The organism is Enterobacter cloacae complex sp. IR53041, from assembly GCF_049238285.1.
Classification (GTDB): domain Bacteria; phylum Pseudomonadota; class Gammaproteobacteria; order Enterobacterales; family Enterobacteriaceae; genus Enterobacter; species Enterobacter roggenkampii.
The window spans coordinates 140669-157959 of sequence record NZ_JBMKHB010000001.1 but is presented as its reverse complement, the minus strand read 5'-3'; the positions used below and the strand labels follow the sequence as shown (position 1 = coordinate 157959).

Sequence of the window (17291 nt, the reverse complement as noted above, 5' to 3'; positions counted from 1 at the left end):
TCGTGCCATTATTGATTCTTTGTTTTTCTTTTTTAATGGCGCGAAGAAGTTCTTTGGATTATGAGTACATTTTTCAACTATGGATCATGGTAATTTTAAGAGTAGCCAATAATGTTAACTCTTAAAGAGGAATAATGCATATAAAAAATACTATCCAAGACTTTGTTAACAAATTCAAAATGAATGATTTAAATATGGGAGAGATGGACTATGCAGACGATGAAAATGAAACTTCTTTTCCTGTAAATTTAAATGGTGAAATTCGATTTTTTTATAGCCATTTGATTTTAAATGACCACCCAACATTTGATGGTGCATTCTTTATACAGATGGTTGAGTCCCAAGAGCTAAAAGAAATGTTATCAGGCTGGAGAGTTCAAAATGATACGGCTTGGCACGATGATTATGTAATCTTTGCTGAAAGAAATGGAGATGTTCTTTTTTGTGATACCAAAAATATAACCTCTCCAGTTTATGGTAGTATCCAAAAAAGAAATTTCATTATTTCCAATTCGTTAGCCGACTTTTTGGCTGCTTTTTGTTCTGCCATTGAGATAGAACAAAGTAAATATGATGGTGATGCTACAGATGATGATTTTAATTTTAGAGAAGACTTTCTGAAAGATATCTATTTTATGCTAAAAAACAAGCTAAAGGATGTTGAGGCAGAAGGCTTTAAGCAATTCTTTTTTGGCTAGGTTAATAATAAAAACTAACACTTTTAGAATCCTCCTTACTTCTGACAACATTTTTCGCTTAAAACCACTTTTATATAGGCAAGGAGGTCTCTTTTCGATTGATAATGAATAAGCATATGAAAAACGGTTTCGATAAATTTGATGAAAAAGTTACATCTCTTGTAGAAAAAGGAAACGAGTTACACGACAACCAAAAATACGCCGAGGCTTTAGAACAATACCAAAAGGCCTGGCAAGCTCTTCCTGAGCCAAAGTCCGAATCGGAACTTGCTAACTGGATCTCTGCATGCATTTACAGCGCATATTTTGATCTCGCGGATTACGTTGAGGCAAAGAAATGGGGAGAGACGACATTACGGACACGTGGATCGGATATAGACACTGCACCATTAATCGACCTGGGTATGGTCTGTTATGAGCTGAATCAATACGATGAAGCGTACAAATATTTTAACGATGCTTATAATTACGGCAAAGAACGAGCATTTCAGGATAGACCTAAAAAATACCTTGAGTTCTATCTGCGCAAGAGGGCTTAAGTTCGTTAACTTAAAAAAAATCCACGCCAAAGCGTGGATTTTTTATTGAAAACAAATCAAACGTTAAACAGGAAGTTCATTACATCGCCATCTTTAACGATGTAATCTTTCCCTTCTGCACGCATCTTGCCTGCTTCTTTCGCGCCTTGCTCACCCTTGTAGGTGATAAAGTCTTCAAACGCGATAGTCTGCGCACGAATAAAGCCTTTCTCGAAGTCGGTATGGATCTTACCAGCAGCCTGAGGCGCAGTCGCACCCACAGGAATTGTCCACGCACGCACTTCTTTCACGCCAGCGGTGAAGTAGGTCTGCAGGTTCAGCAGCTCATAGCCTGCACGAATTACGCGGTTCAGGCCCGGCTCTTCCAGACCCAGCTCGGCCATGAACTCTTCACGGTCGGCGTCGTCCAGCTCAGCGATGTCGGATTCAACGGCAGCGCACACGGCAACAACCACAGAACCTTCCGCCGCGGCGATTTCACGCACTTTGTCCAGGTACGGGTTGTTCTCGAAACCGTCTTCGTTAACGTTGGCGATGTACATGGTTGGCTTCAGGGTCAGGAAGCTCAGGTATTTGATCGCCGCCTTGTCTTCTTCAGTCAGGTTTTTCAGCGCGCGCAGCATGCCGGCGTTTTCCAGCTGTGGCAGACATTTTTCCAGCGCAGCCAGTTCCGCTTTCGCGTCCTTGTCGCCGCCTTTGGCTTTCTTCTGCACGCGGTGAATTGCACGTTCGCAGGTGTCGAGGTCAGAGAGCGCCAGCTCGGTGTTGATGACGTCGATGTCGTCAGCCGGATCCACTTTGTTGTTAACGTGGATGATGTTGTCGTTCTCGAAGCAGCGCACTACGTGGCCGATCGCTTCGGTTTCACGAATGTTGGTCAGGAACTGGTTACCCAGACCTTCGCCTTTGGATGCGCCTTTTACCAGGCCCGCGATGTCCACGAATTCCATGGTGGTGGGCAGAATGCGCTGCGGCTTCACGATTTCCGCGAGCTGGTCCAGACGCGGGTCCGGCATTGGCACCACGCCGGTGTTCGGTTCGATGGTACAGAACGGGAAGTTCGCCGCTTCGATACCCGCTTTTGTAAGCGCGTTAAACAGGGTGGATTTGCCCACGTTTGGCAGACCGACGATACCGCATTTGAATCCCATTTCTAAATCACCTTAATATCTTGATAATCAATCCGTTAACGATAACCGATTGATGAAAAGTAAATAACTACGCCTATTATACACGTAACCCGCATGACGCGCGGTAAAAAAGCCGTATCGGGCGGATTATTGCGCTTTGAAAGCGTGTAAGCGGTTTGTCGCTTTGGTTAAGCCGTCTTGCAGCCAGATTTCCGTGCAGCGCGCCGCTTCGTCTACCGCCTCATCAATCAGTTTCTGCTCAGAAACCGGTGGCTTACCGAGCACGAAACCGACAACTTTGTTTTTATCGCCCGGATGGCCGATTCCCACGCGCAAACGGTGGAAATTCGGGTTATTGCCCAGCTTGCTGATGATGTCTTTAAGACCGTTGTGGCCGCCGTGCCCGCCGCCCAGCTTGAATTTTGCCACGCCAGGGGGAAGATCCAGCTCATCGTGGGCGACCAGAATTTCATCCGGATTGATGCGATAAAACGTTGCCATCGCCGCCACGGCTTTACCACTCAGATTCATAAAGGTAGTGGGGACCAGCAGGCGAACATCCGCGCCAGCAAGGTTGATACGTGAGGTATACCCGAAGAATTTAGGTTCTTCACGCAGGGGAGCACGTAACCGCTCGGCCAGCAGATCGACGTACCATGCCCCGGCATTGTGGCGGGTAGCCGCATATTCTGCGCCCGGGTTGGCGAGGCCGACAATCAGTTTAATCGTCACGATTCAATTCCTAATGGGTTCCAGATCTGGCGCGTAGTTTACTGTCTGGCGCGCCGCTTGACAAAATTCTGCGATCGTCACAGCGAAATACGAATAATTACTTACCTGAACAATTAGAATTTCAAGCTGTTCAACGTGTTATTTGTAAACTTTTGTCTGGGAGTTATCTGTAATTGTGATCATTCACGCAACTCATAAAAGGAGCGTTGTCTATACTTTACACACAAGGATTAGGGGCTTTTCCCCTGACAACCCAAAGTTCCGGAGGTGACACATGAAACGCAAAAACGCTTCGCTACTCGGTAACGTGCTGATGGGTTTGGGGCTGTTTGTGATGGTCGTCGGCGTAGGTTATTCCATATTAAACCAGCTGCCGCAGCTTGATCTTCCGCAATACTTCGCGCATGGCGCGGTACTGAGCATCTTCCTCGGTGCGGTATTGTGGCTCGCCGGGGCGCGCGTGAGCGGACATGAGGAAGTCTGCGATAAATACTGGTGGGTGCGCCACTACGATAAACGCTGCCGTCGAGATCAGCATAAGCACAGCTAGTGCCATGACGAAAGAATACCGAAACGACTCCCTGGGAGTCGTTTTTTTTTGCATCAAGGGTTGACCCTCACGTAACGTAAGGCGCCAGAGTGGCGGCACTGGCAAAGAAAAGGAGCAGTTATGTTGATTCAGGTGGGTGAACTGGCGAAACGGGCCGGTATCACCGTACGCACATTGCATCACTATGAGCAAACAGGAGTGTTGCTGCCTTCTGCCAGAAGCGCGGCAGGTTACCGGCTTTACAACCTGGCGGATGTTCAGCGCCTGCATATGATCCAGGCGCTGGCAAAAGCGGGGCTGGAACTTGCTGAAATCAGGGATTACCTGGAACAGGAGTCGCTGTCGTTAACCGAGTTACTCGATGCGCAAATCACGTTGCTGGATAAACAGCTGCGTAGCATACATACGCTGCGCGACCGGCTGGTCGAACTGCGTACCGGGCTTCTCGACGATGCGGCGCCGGACCTGGAATCCTGGCTACAGACTCTGGAGTTAATGAATATGTACGATCGCTGGTTTAGCAAAGAAGAGTTACAGCAGCTGCCGTTTGCGGTGCAGAAGGACGCGCTGGCGGCTATCTGGTCAGGGCTGGTGGCAGAGGCCAACGCGCTGCTGGAGCACCATATACCCGTTACGGACGAGAGGGCGAAGGACCTGGCGACGCGCTGGATGGAGCGCCTGGAGCAGGACACGGCGGGCAAACCGGAGTTTCTTACCCGGCTGAACGAGATGCACAGCGTAGAGCCACAGATGCAGGCGCAAACCGGCATCACGCCGGAGATGACGGATTACATTACGCGCGCGTTTGCGGAATCCAAGCTCAGCATATGGGAGAAGTACCTTACTCCCAAAGAGATGGCCTTTACGCGGAAGCATTACTTTGATCGCATGATGGAGTGGCCGCCGATGGTGGCGAAGCTGCATCAGGCGCAGCGGGAAAATCTCGACCCCGCCTCTGACGATGCCCAAAAGCTTGCCGAAAACTGGCTGGCGCTGTTCCAGTCGTACGCGGGCACCAACCCGGAGACCCAGCAAAAGTTTCGCACGGCCATGCAGCAGGAGCCGCATCTGATGAAGGGAACCTGGATGACGCCTGCCGTGCTTGCATGGCTCCAGCAGGCCATCGGGGTGATGATGCAGAGACGTTTCTCTGCATCAGGCGGCTCACAGATCCGCTAACGCGGCTTCACGGTTAGGATAAAAGGCAAGGCGACCAGGGATCGGCTGCACGCCCGCACGCGCCATGGTGCGCAGGGGCTGGAATTCGAGGTTACTCACCCGCAGCTCACAGCCTTCAGGCAGACGTTTCACAAAGCGCTGGAAGGCGTCCAGGCCGCCAGCATCCAGCACCGGTACGGCATCCCATTTCAGCACTACAACCCGTTTGCCCGCGATGCGAGACTCCAGATCGCTGAACAGACCTTCCGCCGCGGCGAAGAACAGCGGGCCAATCACGCGCAGAACCAGCACATCGTCAGGCACCTCCACGTTAACCGGGGAGAGGCGCGTCATTTGCGCAATACGGCGCATAAACAGCAGGGACGCCAGCACGATCCCGACGCTGATGGCGATAACCATATCGAACAGCACGGTCAGCGACATGCAGATCAGCATCACGATGATGTCGTCTTTCGGTGCCCGACGCAGCAGGTTTACCACCTTGTGCGCCTCACTCATGTTCCAGGCCACCATCAGCAGCAGGGCGGCCATGGCGGAAAGCGGTAGCCAGGAGAGCAGCGGGGCGAGGATCAGCAGGGCGAGGATCACCAGCAGGGAGTGGATAACTGCCGAAACGGGTGACGTTGCACCCGCGCGCACGTTGGCCGCAGAACGGGCGATGGCTGCCGTGGCGGTAATACCGCCAAAGAACGGTGCGATGAGGTTCCCTAACCCCTGACCAACCAGCTCGCTGTTGGCTTTGTGCTTGGTGCCGGTCATCCCGTCCAGAACGACGGCGCAGAGCAGGGATTCAATCGCCCCCAGCATCGCCATCGAGAACGCGGCGGGAAGCAGGGCGCGCAGGGAATCCCAGCTTAAGGTAAAGCTGGATCCGGGCATATCCCACGGCAGCACCAGCTGCGGCAGCAGCTGCGGAATGCCGCTCCCCTGCGAACCGTCCGCAAGAACATAGTGGAACTGCGAGCCGATAGTGGCGACATGGCCGCCGAACATATTGACGATGGCCATCACCGCGCAGCCCAGCAGCAGCGCGGGCAGATGGCCCGGCAGTCGAATGCCAAGACGAGGCCAGACGATCAGCGTGCCCAGCGTCACAATCCCGATGGCGGCGTCGCCCAGGTTGGCCGTCGGCAGCGCCATAAACAGCGCACCCACTTTCTGTAAATAGTGCTCCGGAACATGGGGCATTTGCAGGCCGAGGAAATCCTTGATCTGCATGGTTCCGATGGTGATCCCAATCCCCGAGGTGAACCCCAGCGTGACGGAAAGGGGGATGTACTCAATCAGCCGCCCAAAGCGGGCCAGACCAAACAGAATCAAAAAGACGCCGGACATTAGGGTGGCGACCAGCAGGCCAGCCAGACCAAACTGCTGCGAAACGGGGTAGAGGATCACCACAAAGGCGGCGGTCGGGCCGGAGACGCTGAAACGTGAGCCGCCGGTCAGGGCAATGACGATCCCTGCCACGGCCGAGGTATACAGGCCATACTGCGGCGCAACGCCGCTGCCAATGGCCAGCGCCATCGCCAGCGGAATCGCGATAATGCCGACGGTGATCCCGGCAATCAGGTCACGGATAAAACGTGACGAGGTGTACTTCTCTTTCCAGCAGGCGTCGATGAGGGCGCGAAAGGGCAGAACATGTGAGGAGGTTACGTTTTTCACAATTATCTATCATCCGTATGCGCATCATCTGTCATGTGAATGGCAGGTGAAGGAGGCATTAATCATACAAATAAAACCCAGAGACAAAAAAACCCGCCGCAGCGGGTTTTTCGGCCGTGTTCGATTAGTGTTCGAACATTGCAGAGATGGATTCTTCGTTGCTGATACGACGAATCGCTTCGGCCAGCATCCCGGACAGGGTCAGGGTACGCACGTTTGGCAGTGCCTTGATCTCGTCGCTCAGTGGGATGGTATCGCATACTACAACTTCGTCAATGACGGAGTTGCGCAGGTTGTTTACGGCATTGCCGGAGAAGATCGGGTGGGTCGCGTAAGCGAATACGCGCTTGGCACCACGCTCTTTCAGCGCTTCAGCCGCTTTACACAGCGTACCGCCGGTATCGATCATGTCGTCAACCAGCACGCAGTCGCGGCCAGCCACGTCACCGATGATGTGCATCACCTGAGAAACGTTAGCGCGCGGACGACGTTTGTCGATGATCGCCATGTCGGTATCGTTCAGCAGCTTAGCGATAGCACGGGCACGTACCACGCCGCCGATGTCCGGAGAAACCACGATTGGGTTGTCCAGGTTCAGCTGCAGCATGTCTTCCAGCAGGATTGGGCTGCCGAATACGTTATCAACCGGGACGTCGAAGAAGCCCTGGATCTGCTCTGCGTGCAGGTCAACGGTCAGTACGCGGTCAACGCCAACGCTGGACAGGAAGTCAGCGACAACTTTCGCGGTAATTGGCACACGCGCGGAACGGACGCGACGGTCCTGGCGGGCATAGCCGAAGTAAGGGATTACAGCAGTGATACGGCCTGCGGAAGCGCGACGCAGGGCGTCGACCATAACAACCAGTTCCATCAGGTTGTCGTTCGTTGGAGCACAGGTGGACTGGATGATGAAAATATCACCACCGCGTACATTTTCGTTAATTTGTACGCTGACTTCGCCGTCGCTAAAGCGACCTACAGCGGCGTCGCCGAGGGAAGTGTACAGGCGGTTGGCAATACGTTGTGCTAGTTCCGGGGTGGCGTTACCAGCAAAAAGCTTCATATCAGGCACGAGAAGAACCTCAGGCATGCGTCCAGTGGTGGATAGCGTTCGCCGTAAACTGTGCGGGCCAGGCAAAGGCTATCCAGGCGGTGTATTAAAGAGCGCGATGCAACGTCTGGAACAGGGTGACGTTGTCACCGAAACTCAGTCTGCGCCAGAATGGCCTGCTGTAGGGGGGAAATGTTCATCCCACGCGCTACAAAACCATGCAGCCAAACCGGCGCTTGCTCAAGCACCTGACGAGCGGCGGATTCGGTGTCAAATTCAGCAAAGACACAGGCCCCTGTACCAGTCAGGCGCGACGGCGCGTATTCTAACAGCCAGGAAAGCACCGCATCAACCTCGCGAAAACGTTTTCTTGCGATATCCTCGCAATCGTTGCTGAATTCACAATTTAATAACGTTTCTATTGACCGAATCGGGGTATTTCTTTTCAGGTCAGGATCTTTAAAGATGACCGGGGTCGGAATGCTCACGCCGGGGTGAGCAACCAGATACCATTTTTCCGGCGGGTTGACCGGGGAGAGGATTTCGCCCACGCCCTCAGCAAAGGCCGCATGACCGCGAACAAATACCGGGACATCCGCACCCAGCTTCAAGCCTAAGGCGGCCAGTTCGTCCTGCGACAGCCCGCAGCCCCAAAGGTGGTTCAGGGCAACCAGCACGGTAGCGGCGTTGGATGAGCCGCCGCCCAGGCCGCCGCCCATCGGCAGACGCTTCTCGATACGAATGTCCGCACCGCTTCCCGCAGGCAGACGACCCGATTCCGCAGCGGCGTTCATCAGCAGACGCGCAGCGCGCACAATCAGGTTGTCCTCATGCGCCACGCCGTCGACCGGCGTCAGGAGGCAAATCTGCCCGTCCTGGCGCAGTTCGATAGAAATTGTGTCGCCATAGTCAATAAATTGAAACAGCGTCTGCAGGGTGTGATAGCCGTCAGCGCGCTGGCCGGTAATGTATAAAAACAGATTCAGTTTTGCCGGAGAGGGCCAGTGGGTCATCATTTAACGATCCAGTTGTCCATTTTCAGCTTGATGCGCTGGCTGCCCTGGGTCAGTTCCATGTTGGATGGCAGCGACGGTTTACTCTTGCTGTCATAGTCGCTGTACACCACTTTCCAGGTCTTGCCGTTCTGGGTGTAGTTCACCTGGCTTAGACGATACTGATCGTCAAGCGTGTAGTCGGTGGCGTCACCCGGCAGGCCAAGGATCCACTGGCGCAGACTGTTCAGCGGGATAGGCATTCCGGTCAGCTTGCCAATCATCTCTTCGGCATCGGTTGCGGTGTAGTGCTGGCCTTTGTTATCGGTGATCTGCGCTTCGCCCGGTTTCGCGATAAGCTCCAGCTCGGTGCTGCCCAGCGGGTTCAGCAGCAGCAGGCGATAGTTGTCCTGACCCGTCTGCTGCCAGAAGAAACGGGCATACACTTTTTGCTCATCAGAGAGATAGGCGAAGGCGCCGCGGGTCTGGTACTGGCTCAAATTACGGACGTCCTGCTGGTGCTGACGCCACTGGGGTGAATCAGGGCTTTTGCCCGGGCCTTTTGGTTGGGTGACGGTACACGCGGTCAGAACCAGTGCCGCCAGGGGCAGCAGGCGAATCAGTCGGGTCATAATGAGGACAAATCCTTGAGATACGTTGCAGTTATAACTGTTAATGCTAGCGTCGAAGGGGGCTACCGTCTACGTTCAAATTATCTCAAAGCGTTGTGTAACCTATTACTCCGAAAGGGGGCTGTCTCTTTTATTGATCTCGCGCATCCTGTATGATGCGTTCTGCTAACCTTATTAACGCTGGTACTACTCCCGCTCAACATGACCCTATTAGCATTCGGTATCAACCACAAAACAGCCCCGGTTTCGCTGCGAGAACGCGTAACGTTTTCGCCAGATACGCTCGACCTGGCGCTGGATAGCCTGCTTGCACAGCCGATGGTGCAGGGTGGCGTGGTGCTCTCGACGTGCAACCGTACCGAGCTCTACTTAAGCGTGGAAGAGCAGGACAACCTGCACGACGCGCTGATCCGCTGGTTATGCGACTACCACAATCTCAATGAAGACGAGCTGCGCAACAGCCTGTACTGGCATCAGGACAACGATGCCGTCAGCCATCTGATGCGCGTGGCCAGCGGGCTGGATTCGCTGGTTCTGGGCGAGCCACAAATTCTCGGTCAGGTGAAAAAAGCCTTTGCGGATTCGCAAAAAGGGCATCTGAAGGCCAGCGAGCTGGAGCGTATGTTCCAGAAGTCATTCTCCGTGGCGAAGCGTGTGCGAACCGAAACCGACATTGGTGCCAGTGCGGTTTCTGTTGCTTTCGCGGCCTGCACCCTTGCACGCCAAATCTTTGAATCCCTTTCTACCGTCACCGTGATGCTGGTGGGCGCGGGCGAAACCATCGAACTTGTGGCGCGCCATCTGCGCGAGCATAAAGTGAAAAAGATGATTATCGCTAACCGCACCCGCGAACGTGCGCAGGTGCTGGCGGATGAAGTGGGGGCAGAGGTGGTTGCCCTGAGCGACATCGATGAACGCCTGAAGGAGGCGGACATTATTATCAGTTCGACCGCCAGCCCGCTGCCGATTATCGGCAAAGGGATGGTGGAGCGTGCGCTGAAGTCCCGCCGTAATCAGCCGATGCTGCTGGTGGATATCGCCGTCCCGCGCGACGTCGAGCCAGAAGTCGGCAAGCTGGCTAACGCCTATCTTTACAGCGTAGATGACCTGCAAAGCATCATTTCGCACAACCTCGCGCAGCGTAAAGCGGCGGCGGTGCAGGCGGAAACCATTGTCGAGCAGGAAACCAGTGAGTTTATGGCCTGGCTGCGCGCGCAAAGCGTCAGCGAGACCATCCGCGAGTACCGCGGGCAGGCGGAGCAGGTGCGTGATGACCTGACTGCCAAAGCGTTAGCGGCCCTGGAGCAGGGCGGCGACGCGCAGGCTATTATGCAGGATCTGGCGTGGAAACTGACTAACCGCCTGATTCATGCCCCAACCAAATCTCTTCAGCAGGCTGCCCGTGACGGGGATGATGAACGCCTGACTATTCTGCGCAACAGCCTCGGGCTGGAATAGCGCCCTATACCCATTTTCTAAGACAAGGTGCATTTACGCCTATGAAGCCTTCTATCGTCGCTAAACTGGAAGCTCTGCACGAGCGCCATGAAGAAGTCCAGGCGCTGCTCGGCGATGCCGGGACCATTGCGGACCAGGAACGTTTTCGCGCACTTTCACGTGAATACGCGCAGTTAAGTGATGTTTCTAAATGCTTTACCGACTGGCGACAGGTTCAGGAAGATATCGAAACCGCGCAGATGATGCTCGACGATCCTGAAATGCGCGAGATGGCGCAGGAAGAGTTGCAGGATGCGAAAGCGCGTTCTGAGGAGATGGAGCAGCAGCTTCAGGTGCTGTTGCTGCCAAAAGATCCGGACGACGAACGCAACGCGTTCGTGGAAGTCCGCGCCGGGACCGGCGGGGACGAAGCGGCGCTGTTTGCCGGGGATCTGTTCCGCATGTACAGCCGCTACGCCGAGTCGCGTCGCTGGCGCGTGGAGATCATGAGCGCCAACGAAGGCGAACACGGTGGCTACAAAGAGGTTATCGCCAAGATCAGCGGCGACGGCGTGTACGGTCGTCTCAAGTTTGAATCCGGCGGTCACCGCGTGCAGCGCGTACCGGCCACCGAATCTCAGGGCCGAATCCACACCTCCGCCTGTACGGTGGCGGTGATGCCGGAGCTGCCGGAAGCGGAGCTGCCGGACATCAACCCGGCGGACCTGCGTATTGATACCTTCCGCTCCTCCGGGGCGGGTGGTCAGCACGTTAACACCACCGACTCCGCTATCCGTATTACCCACCTGCCGACCGGCATCGTGGTGGAGTGTCAGGACGAGCGTTCCCAGCACAAAAACAAAGCCAAAGCGCTCTCCGTGCTGGGCGCACGTATCCACGCGGCCGAAATGGCGAAACGCCAGCAGGCGGAAGCGTCTACGCGTCGTAACCTGCTGGGCAGCGGCGATCGCAGCGACCGTAACCGCACCTACAACTTCCCGCAGGGGCGCGTGACTGACCACCGCATCAACCTGACGCTGTACCGTCTGGACGAAGTAATGGAAGGCAAGCTGGATATGCTGATTGAGCCTATCGTGCAGGAATACCAGGCCGACCAGCTGGCGGCACTGTCCGAGCAGGAATAATGGATTTTCAGCGCTGGTTACGTGAGGCTGCCGGTGAGCTTTCCGAAAGCGAAAGCCCGAAACGCGATGCCGAAATTTTGCTTGAGCATGTGACGGGTAAAGCCCGCACGTACCTGCTGGCCTTCGGCGAAACCGAACTGACTGCTGAACAGGAAGCCCGGCTCGCCGCGCTGCTTGCCCGACGTAAAACCGGCGAGCCGGTGGCGCACCTGGTCGGCGAGCGCGAGTTCTGGTCGTTACCGCTTTACGTCTCGGCGGCGACGCTGATCCCGCGCCCCGACACCGAGTGTCTGGTTGAACAGGCGCTGGCGCGCTTACCCGCATCGTCCTGCCGCATTCTCGATCTCGGAACGGGGACCGGGGCCATCGCCCTGGCGCTCGCTACCGAACGGCCCGACTGCGCGATCACGGCGGTGGATGTGATGCCCGACGCGGTGGCGCTGGCGCAGCGTAACGTGGAACGTCTTGGCCTGACCAACGTGACGGTGCTGCAAAGCAGCTGGTTCAGCGCGCTGGAGAAGCAGACGTTCGGAGTGATTGTCAGTAACCCGCCCTATATTGACGAGCGTGACCCGCACCTTGCGCAGGGGGATGTGCGCTTCGAACCGCTGACGGCGCTGGTCGCCGCCAGGGAGGGTTTAGCCGACCTTGATCACATTGTGACAACGTCACGACAACATTTGCTTTCCGGCGGCTGGCTGCTGGTGGAGCATGGCTGGACGCAGGGGGAAGCCGTGCGGGCGCTCTTTACCGAGGCGGGCTACGCCGCCGTCAAAACCTGCCGCGACTACGGCGGCAACGAACGCCTGACGCTGGGGCAGTGGTTATGAGCGCAGGTACTGATAAAGGCGTAAGGCTGACTGAAAGGCGGTTTGGCGTTATCATCTACATCGTTTTGAGTTTTATCTCGCCCGGGCGTCGCTTTACGCTCGGTCGTTACTGGGGTAAGTCATGAAGTCCTTAGCCGATTTCGAATTTAATAAAGTGCCGCTTTGCGATGGCATGATCCTGATTTCTGAGATGATCCGCGACGATTTTACGTCGCAGTACGTCTACGATGAGCTGGAGAATCTGGTCTGCCTGGCGCGTGAAGAGATCAATCAGGCGCGCCCGCAGGACTGGCAATTAGAGAAGCTGCTTGAGCTTTTCTACGGCGAATGGGGTTTCTGCGACACGCGGGGCGTGTATCGCCTGTCTGACGCATTATGGCTGGACCAGGTCTTAAAAAATCGTCAGGGGAGCGCCGTTGCGCTGGGTTCTATTTTGCTTTGGGTTGCGCATCGCCTGGATATTCCACTGGTGCCGGTCATTTTTCCGACGCAGATGATCCTGCGTGCGGAGTGGCTGGACGGTGAGATGTGGCTCATTAATCCCTTCAACGGCGATACGCTGGATGAACATACGCTGGACGTGTGGCTGAAAGGCAATATCAGCCCGGTGGCTGAGCTCTTCAACGAAGATCTCGACGAGGCGGATAACGCAGAAGTGATCCGCAAGCTGCTGGATACGCTGAAGTCTGCGTTAATGGAAGAGCGTCAGATGGAGCTGGCCCTGCGCGCCAGCGAAGTGCTGCTGCAGTTTAATCCGGAAGACCCGTACGAAATTCGCGACCGTGGGTTGATCTATGCCCAGCTCGATTGTGAGCACGTGGCGCTGAACGATCTGAGCTATTTCGTCGAGCAGTGTCCGGAAGATCCTATTAGCGAAATGATTCGTGCGCAGATCAACGCGATCTCGCACAAGCAAATTACACTGCATTAATCTTAATTCCGATTCACACCTGAATAAGGCGATCCTATGAAACAAAAAGTGGTTAGCATTGGTGATATCAAGGTAGCAAACGACCTGCCGTTCGTGCTGTTTGGCGGCATGAACGTGCTGGAATCCCGCGACCTCGCCATGCGTATCTGCGAGCACTACGTGACCGTGACCCAGAAGCTGGGCATCCCGTACGTGTTTAAAGCCTCTTTTGACAAAGCCAACCGCTCCTCCATCAACTCTTACCGTGGCCCGGGCCTGGAAGAAGGGATGAAGATTTTCCAGGAGCTGAAGCAGACCTTTGGCGTGAAAGTGATCACCGACGTGCATGAAGCCGCTCAGGCGCAGCCGGTGGCAGACGTGGTTGACGTGATTCAGCTCCCGGCGTTCCTGGCTCGCCAGACCGACCTGGTTGCCGCGATGGCGAAAACCGGTGCCGTGATCAACGTGAAAAAACCGCAGTTCGTGAGCCCGGGTCAGATGGGCAACATCGTCGATAAGTTTATCGAAGGTGGCAACGACAAGGTTATCCTGTGCGACCGTGGTTCCAACTTCGGTTATGACAATCTGGTTGTGGATATGCTGGGCTTCAGCGTGATGAAAAACGTCTCTAATCAGTCTCCGGTGATTTTCGACGTGACCCACGCGCTGCAGTGCCGCGACCCGTTTGGCGCTGCGTCCGGCGGCCGTCGTGCTCAGGTGACCGAACTGGCGCGCGCCGGTATGGCAACCGGCCTGGCTGGCCTGTTCATTGAAGCGCACCCGGATCCGGATAACGCAAAATGCGACGGCCCATCCGCGCTGCCGCTGGATAAGCTCGAGCCGTTCCTGAAACAGATCAAAGCAATTGACGATCTGGTCAAGAGCTTCGATGAGCTGGATACCAGCAAATAACAAAAAACCCGCTTCGGCGGGTTTTTTTATGGGGCATATTGCCGGGTGGCGCTTTGCTTACCCGGCCTACAAAACCCGTAGGTCCTGCAAGTGAAGCGCCGCTGGGCAAAAAGCTACGCAAAAATTGTCATCAAGTAAGCCACAAACAGCGCCATATGCGCCGCCCCGTTCAGCACGTTGGTGCGTCCGGTTGAGAACGAAATCTGGCACAGCAGCAACGAGGCTACCATCACAATCATCTCTGGCGCGCCCAGCGCGAACTGCAGTTCGTTACCGGTCATAAAGGCAATTAGCGTCACCACCGGCACGGTGAGTGAAATGGTCGCCAGCACGGAGCCGAAGAACAGGTTCATGGCGCGCTGCACCTGATTGTTTAAGACGGCTTTCAGCGCCCCCAGCCCTTCCGGGGACAGGATCAGCAGCGCCACCAGGAAACCGGTAAACGCTACCGGCGCGTTCAGTTCGGTTAACAGCGTTTCCAGCGGATTGGCGTTCATCTTGGTGACGGCAATCACCGCAATCAGATGCACGATCAGCCAAACCGTATGCCACGCGCTGCTGTGGGCCGACGGCTTACCGTGGTGCGGGTCATCGTCGTCGCTGTCGTCTTCATGCTCATACACAAACAGGCTCTGGTGCGTTTTGGTCTGAATCAACAGGAACACGCCGTACATGGCTGCGGAAATCAGCGCAACCAGCAGCGCCTGACCGGTGGAGAAGTTGGCACCCGGCAGCGCCATCGGGAAGACCAGCACGATAATCGCCAGCGGGAAGAGGGCAATCAGATACTGTTTTATGCCGAACAGGTTCATATACTGGGTCGCGAATTTACGCCCGCCCAGCAGCAGAGAGAAGCCCACCAGGCCACCCGTCACAATCATAATGATCGAGTAGAGTGTGTCGCGCATCAGCGTCGGCGCGGCATCGCCGGTCGCCATGAGCGCGGAAATCAGGCTGACTTCGAGAATAACGACGGAAAGGCTGAGAATTAACGATCCGTAGGGTTCGCCCAGACGGTGGGCCAATACGTCCGCATGGCGAACGACGCTAAATGCGCTGGTTAAGATACCGACCAGGGCAAGAATATTGATACCAACCACCACTGGCAGTGACTGACTGCTTCCCCAGAAGAGCAGCACAGCCAGTGCCAGAACCGGGAAAATGAGAGACGTCTCCTTGTGGCGGGTCTTTACCGCCTCGTGTGTTGCTGTCATGTGCTTCTCCATCAATGCAGGTGCTTGTAATTATAGATAGATTTTTGAGGTCATTAAATTAACAGATCTCTGTTAAATGCCCTTTATTTTTTACTTAATTTTACCTTTTTTAATAATTATCAGGCCTGATTCCTGTAATTCACCATATTCTCCTAATATTTGTTAAATAACAATAAGTTAATATTTTCGATCATTCATAAATGAAGTGTGGGTGGCACGCTGCCATATCGTCGTCCACACTTATCTCTTTAACCAAAAGAGAGGTGAGTGATGCCTTATAAAACGAAACGCGAATTACCCGATAATGTGCAAAACGTGCTGCCCGCTCACGCGCAGGATATCTACAAAGAGGCGTTTAACAGTGCCTGGGAACAGTACAAAGATAAGGACGATCGCCGGGATGATGCCAGCCGTGAAGAGACGGCACACAAAGTCGCCTGGGCCGCTGTAAAACATGAATATGAAAAAGGAGACGACGATAAATGGCATAAAAAGAAATAGCCCTGTAATAATTCGCTGCCTTCATTTTGACTTTTCAGGCGGTTGAACTGCCGTTGTATTGCAACTGGTCCGCTAATTGCTTATCGTTATTCAACTGCTGGCAAAATGACCAGCACCTAAGGCTGGGAAGGCGAATTACAGATGTCGCAAGGAAGCATGCAGTGGCGGAGGTGGAAAGTGTTAACGCGTGATTTCTTAATGAAGGCAGATTGTAAGACGGCATTTGGTGCTATTGAGGAATCGCTTCTCTGGTCAGCTGAACAACGTGCGGCGTCGCTCGCTGCCACGCTTGCCTGCCGCCCGGATGATGGCCCGGTATGGATTTTTGGCTATGGTTCACTGATGTGGAACCCGGCGCTCGAATTTGTCGAATCGGCAACGGGCACGTTGCCCGGCTGGCATCGCGCATTTTGCCTGCGCCTGACGGCCGGACGCGGCAGCGCGTGCCAGCCCGGGCGTATGCTTGCACTGAAAGAGGGCGGACGCACCACGGGCGTGGCGTATCGCCTCCCGGATGCCACGCTGGAAGAGGAGCTTACGCTGCTCTGGAAGCGTGAGATGATCACCGGCTGCTATATGCCGAGCTGGTGTAAGCTGGAGCTGGACGACGGTCGCACCGTCAATGCGCTGGTGTTTATCATGGACCCGCGCCATCCGCTGTATGAAGCGGACACCCGCACGCAGGTGATTGCCCCGTTAATTGCCGCCGCCAGCGGGCCGCTGGGTACCAACGCGCAGTATCTCTTCTCTCTCGATCAGGAGCTGACCCGCCTCGGCATGAAGGACGATTGTCTGAATGAGCTGGTGGTGAAGGTGAAGGCGCTGCTGGAAGGAAACCCGCTCAACGGCACGCTGCGACCGGGTTTTGCCTGATAATACGCCCGGCTCGCCGGGCGCATAATTTAAGCTGCTACGTAACTGACAGAATGCTCCAGCGACTGGCTGTGGCTGTCGATCAGCACATCCCAGGTGCCGGTATACGGCACGGTAAGCCAGGCGTTATCATCCTGCACGGTGAGAATATCCGCCTGGGATTGTTTTTGTGCTTTCGCACTCATCAGATGAATACGACAGCGCTCTGAGCAACGCACCACTACCGTATCCCCGCCAAACAGTTTCAAACTTGTTTTTACCAGTGCCATTTTTTACCCCGTAGTCTTAAACAACGCTCTCC

General features: G+C 54.9%; 19 protein-coding genes. 11 read left to right on the top strand and 8 right to left on the bottom strand.

The features are described from left to right. Positions 1–134 precede the first annotated feature (134 nt). Both ACOTXF_RS00805 and ACOTXF_RS00800 read left to right on the top strand, forming a co-directional pair. Positions 135–698, top strand: a complete 564-nt coding sequence (locus ACOTXF_RS00805; RefSeq protein ID WP_047747427.1) for a hypothetical protein — start codon at positions 135–137, stop codon at positions 696–698. Positions 699–814: 116 nt separating this feature from the next. After that, a complete protein-coding gene (locus ACOTXF_RS00800; protein ID WP_045419037.1) occupies positions 815–1237 on the top strand; it encodes a hypothetical protein in 423 nt (140 codons plus the stop codon). 56 nt (positions 1238–1293) lie between these two features. On the opposite strand, the gene ychF is transcribed toward ACOTXF_RS00800, so the two are convergent. Both ychF and pth read right to left on the bottom strand, forming a co-directional pair. Further along, on the bottom strand, positions 1294–2388 hold the full coding sequence (ychF, locus tag ACOTXF_RS00795; RefSeq protein ID WP_010432886.1) for a redox-regulated ATPase YchF: 1095 nt from the start codon (positions 2386–2388) through the stop codon (positions 1294–1296). Positions 2389–2514: 126 nt separating this feature from the next. Further along, positions 2515–3099, bottom strand: a complete 585-nt coding sequence (gene pth / locus ACOTXF_RS00790) for an aminoacyl-tRNA hydrolase (protein WP_008499504.1) — start codon at positions 3097–3099, stop codon at positions 2515–2517. Positions 3100–3373: 274 nt separating this feature from the next. On the opposite strand from pth, the gene ychH reads away from it, so the two are divergent. Beyond that, positions 3374–3649: a stress-induced protein YchH gene (gene ychH, locus ACOTXF_RS00785; RefSeq protein ID WP_008499505.1), complete on the top strand. Its 276-nt coding sequence runs from the start codon at positions 3374–3376 to the stop codon at positions 3647–3649. A 120-nt stretch (positions 3650–3769) separates the two neighbouring features. Next, positions 3770–4828, top strand: a complete 1059-nt coding sequence (locus ACOTXF_RS00780; RefSeq protein WP_232926599.1) for a MerR family transcriptional regulator — start codon at positions 3770–3772, stop codon at positions 4826–4828. Here ACOTXF_RS00780 and dauA read toward each other — a convergent pair. From dauA to lolB, 4 genes are all read right to left on the bottom strand, one after another. Further along, entirely contained in the window at positions 4814–6493 is a 1680-nt protein-coding gene (dauA, locus tag ACOTXF_RS00775) for a C4-dicarboxylic acid transporter DauA (RefSeq protein ID WP_047747429.1), read from the bottom strand. The two genes, ACOTXF_RS00780 and dauA, sit on opposite strands and share 15 nt — an antisense overlap. A 124-nt stretch (positions 6494–6617) precedes the next feature. After that, positions 6618–7565 carry a ribose-phosphate diphosphokinase gene (prs, locus tag ACOTXF_RS00770; RefSeq protein ID WP_003856663.1) on the bottom strand — a complete coding sequence of 316 codons (948 nt, stop codon included), beginning with the start codon at positions 7563–7565 and terminating at the stop codon, positions 6618–6620. Positions 7566–7690: 125 nt separating this feature from the next. After that, positions 7691–8560, bottom strand: coding sequence for a 4-(cytidine 5'-diphospho)-2-C-methyl-D-erythritol kinase (gene ispE / locus ACOTXF_RS00765; protein WP_047747430.1), 870 nt, complete (start codon positions 8558–8560; stop codon positions 7691–7693). Then, positions 8557–9168: a lipoprotein insertase outer membrane protein LolB gene (gene lolB, locus ACOTXF_RS00760; RefSeq protein WP_008499511.1), complete on the bottom strand. Its 612-nt coding sequence runs from the start codon at positions 9166–9168 to the stop codon at positions 8557–8559. The genes ispE and lolB overlap by 4 nt, the downstream gene beginning before the upstream one ends. Positions 9169–9369: 201 nt before the next feature. Here lolB and hemA point away from each other — a divergent pair, with 201 nt between their 5' ends. The 5 genes from hemA to kdsA all read left to right on the top strand — a co-directional run bounded on the left by hemA (position 9370) and on the right by kdsA (position 14402). After that, complete coding sequence (gene hemA / locus ACOTXF_RS00755) at positions 9370–10626, top strand: glutamyl-tRNA reductase (protein WP_047747431.1); 1257 nt, start codon at positions 9370–9372, stop codon at positions 10624–10626. A gap of 41 nt (positions 10627–10667) precedes the next feature. After that, positions 10668–11750, top strand: a complete 1083-nt coding sequence (prfA, locus tag ACOTXF_RS00750) for a peptide chain release factor 1 (RefSeq protein ID WP_021240360.1) — start codon at positions 10668–10670, stop codon at positions 11748–11750. Next, positions 11750–12580, top strand: a complete 831-nt coding sequence (gene prmC, locus ACOTXF_RS00745; RefSeq protein WP_045410412.1) for a peptide chain release factor N(5)-glutamine methyltransferase — start codon at positions 11750–11752, stop codon at positions 12578–12580. The genes prfA and prmC overlap by 1 nt, the downstream gene beginning before the upstream one ends. Positions 12581–12701: 121 nt before the next feature. Continuing rightward, entirely contained in the window at positions 12702–13511 is an 810-nt protein-coding gene (gene sirB1 / locus ACOTXF_RS00740; RefSeq protein ID WP_023292212.1) for an invasion regulator SirB1, read from the top strand. 36 nt (positions 13512–13547) lie between these two features. Further along, on the top strand, positions 13548–14402 hold the full coding sequence (gene kdsA / locus ACOTXF_RS00735; RefSeq protein ID WP_008499516.1) for a 3-deoxy-8-phosphooctulonate synthase: 855 nt from the start codon (positions 13548–13550) through the stop codon (positions 14400–14402). A 113-nt stretch (positions 14403–14515) separates the two neighbouring features. Here the strand turns inward: kdsA and chaA are convergent, their stop codons facing one another. Beyond that, a complete protein-coding gene (chaA, locus tag ACOTXF_RS00730) occupies positions 14516–15616 on the bottom strand; it encodes a sodium-potassium/proton antiporter ChaA (protein WP_008499517.1) in 1101 nt (366 codons plus the stop codon). Between the two features lie 270 nt (positions 15617–15886). Between chaA and chaB the strand changes: the two genes are divergently transcribed. Together chaB and ACOTXF_RS00720 are read left to right on the top strand one after the other, a co-directional pair. Further along, positions 15887–16117 (top strand): putative cation transport regulator ChaB, encoded by a 231-nt coding sequence (chaB, locus tag ACOTXF_RS00725; protein WP_021240355.1) that lies wholly within the window; start codon positions 15887–15889, stop codon positions 16115–16117. Positions 16118–16294: 177 nt separating this feature from the next. Then, positions 16295–16990, top strand: a complete 696-nt coding sequence (locus ACOTXF_RS00720) for a gamma-glutamylcyclotransferase (protein ID WP_023344362.1) — start codon at positions 16295–16297, stop codon at positions 16988–16990. Positions 16991–17019: 29 nt separating this feature from the next. Here the strand turns inward: ACOTXF_RS00720 and ACOTXF_RS00715 are convergent, their stop codons facing one another. Next, complete coding sequence (locus ACOTXF_RS00715) at positions 17020–17259, bottom strand: DUF1883 domain-containing protein (RefSeq protein WP_008499520.1); 240 nt, start codon at positions 17257–17259, stop codon at positions 17020–17022. Positions 17260–17291: the final 32 nt, after the last annotated feature.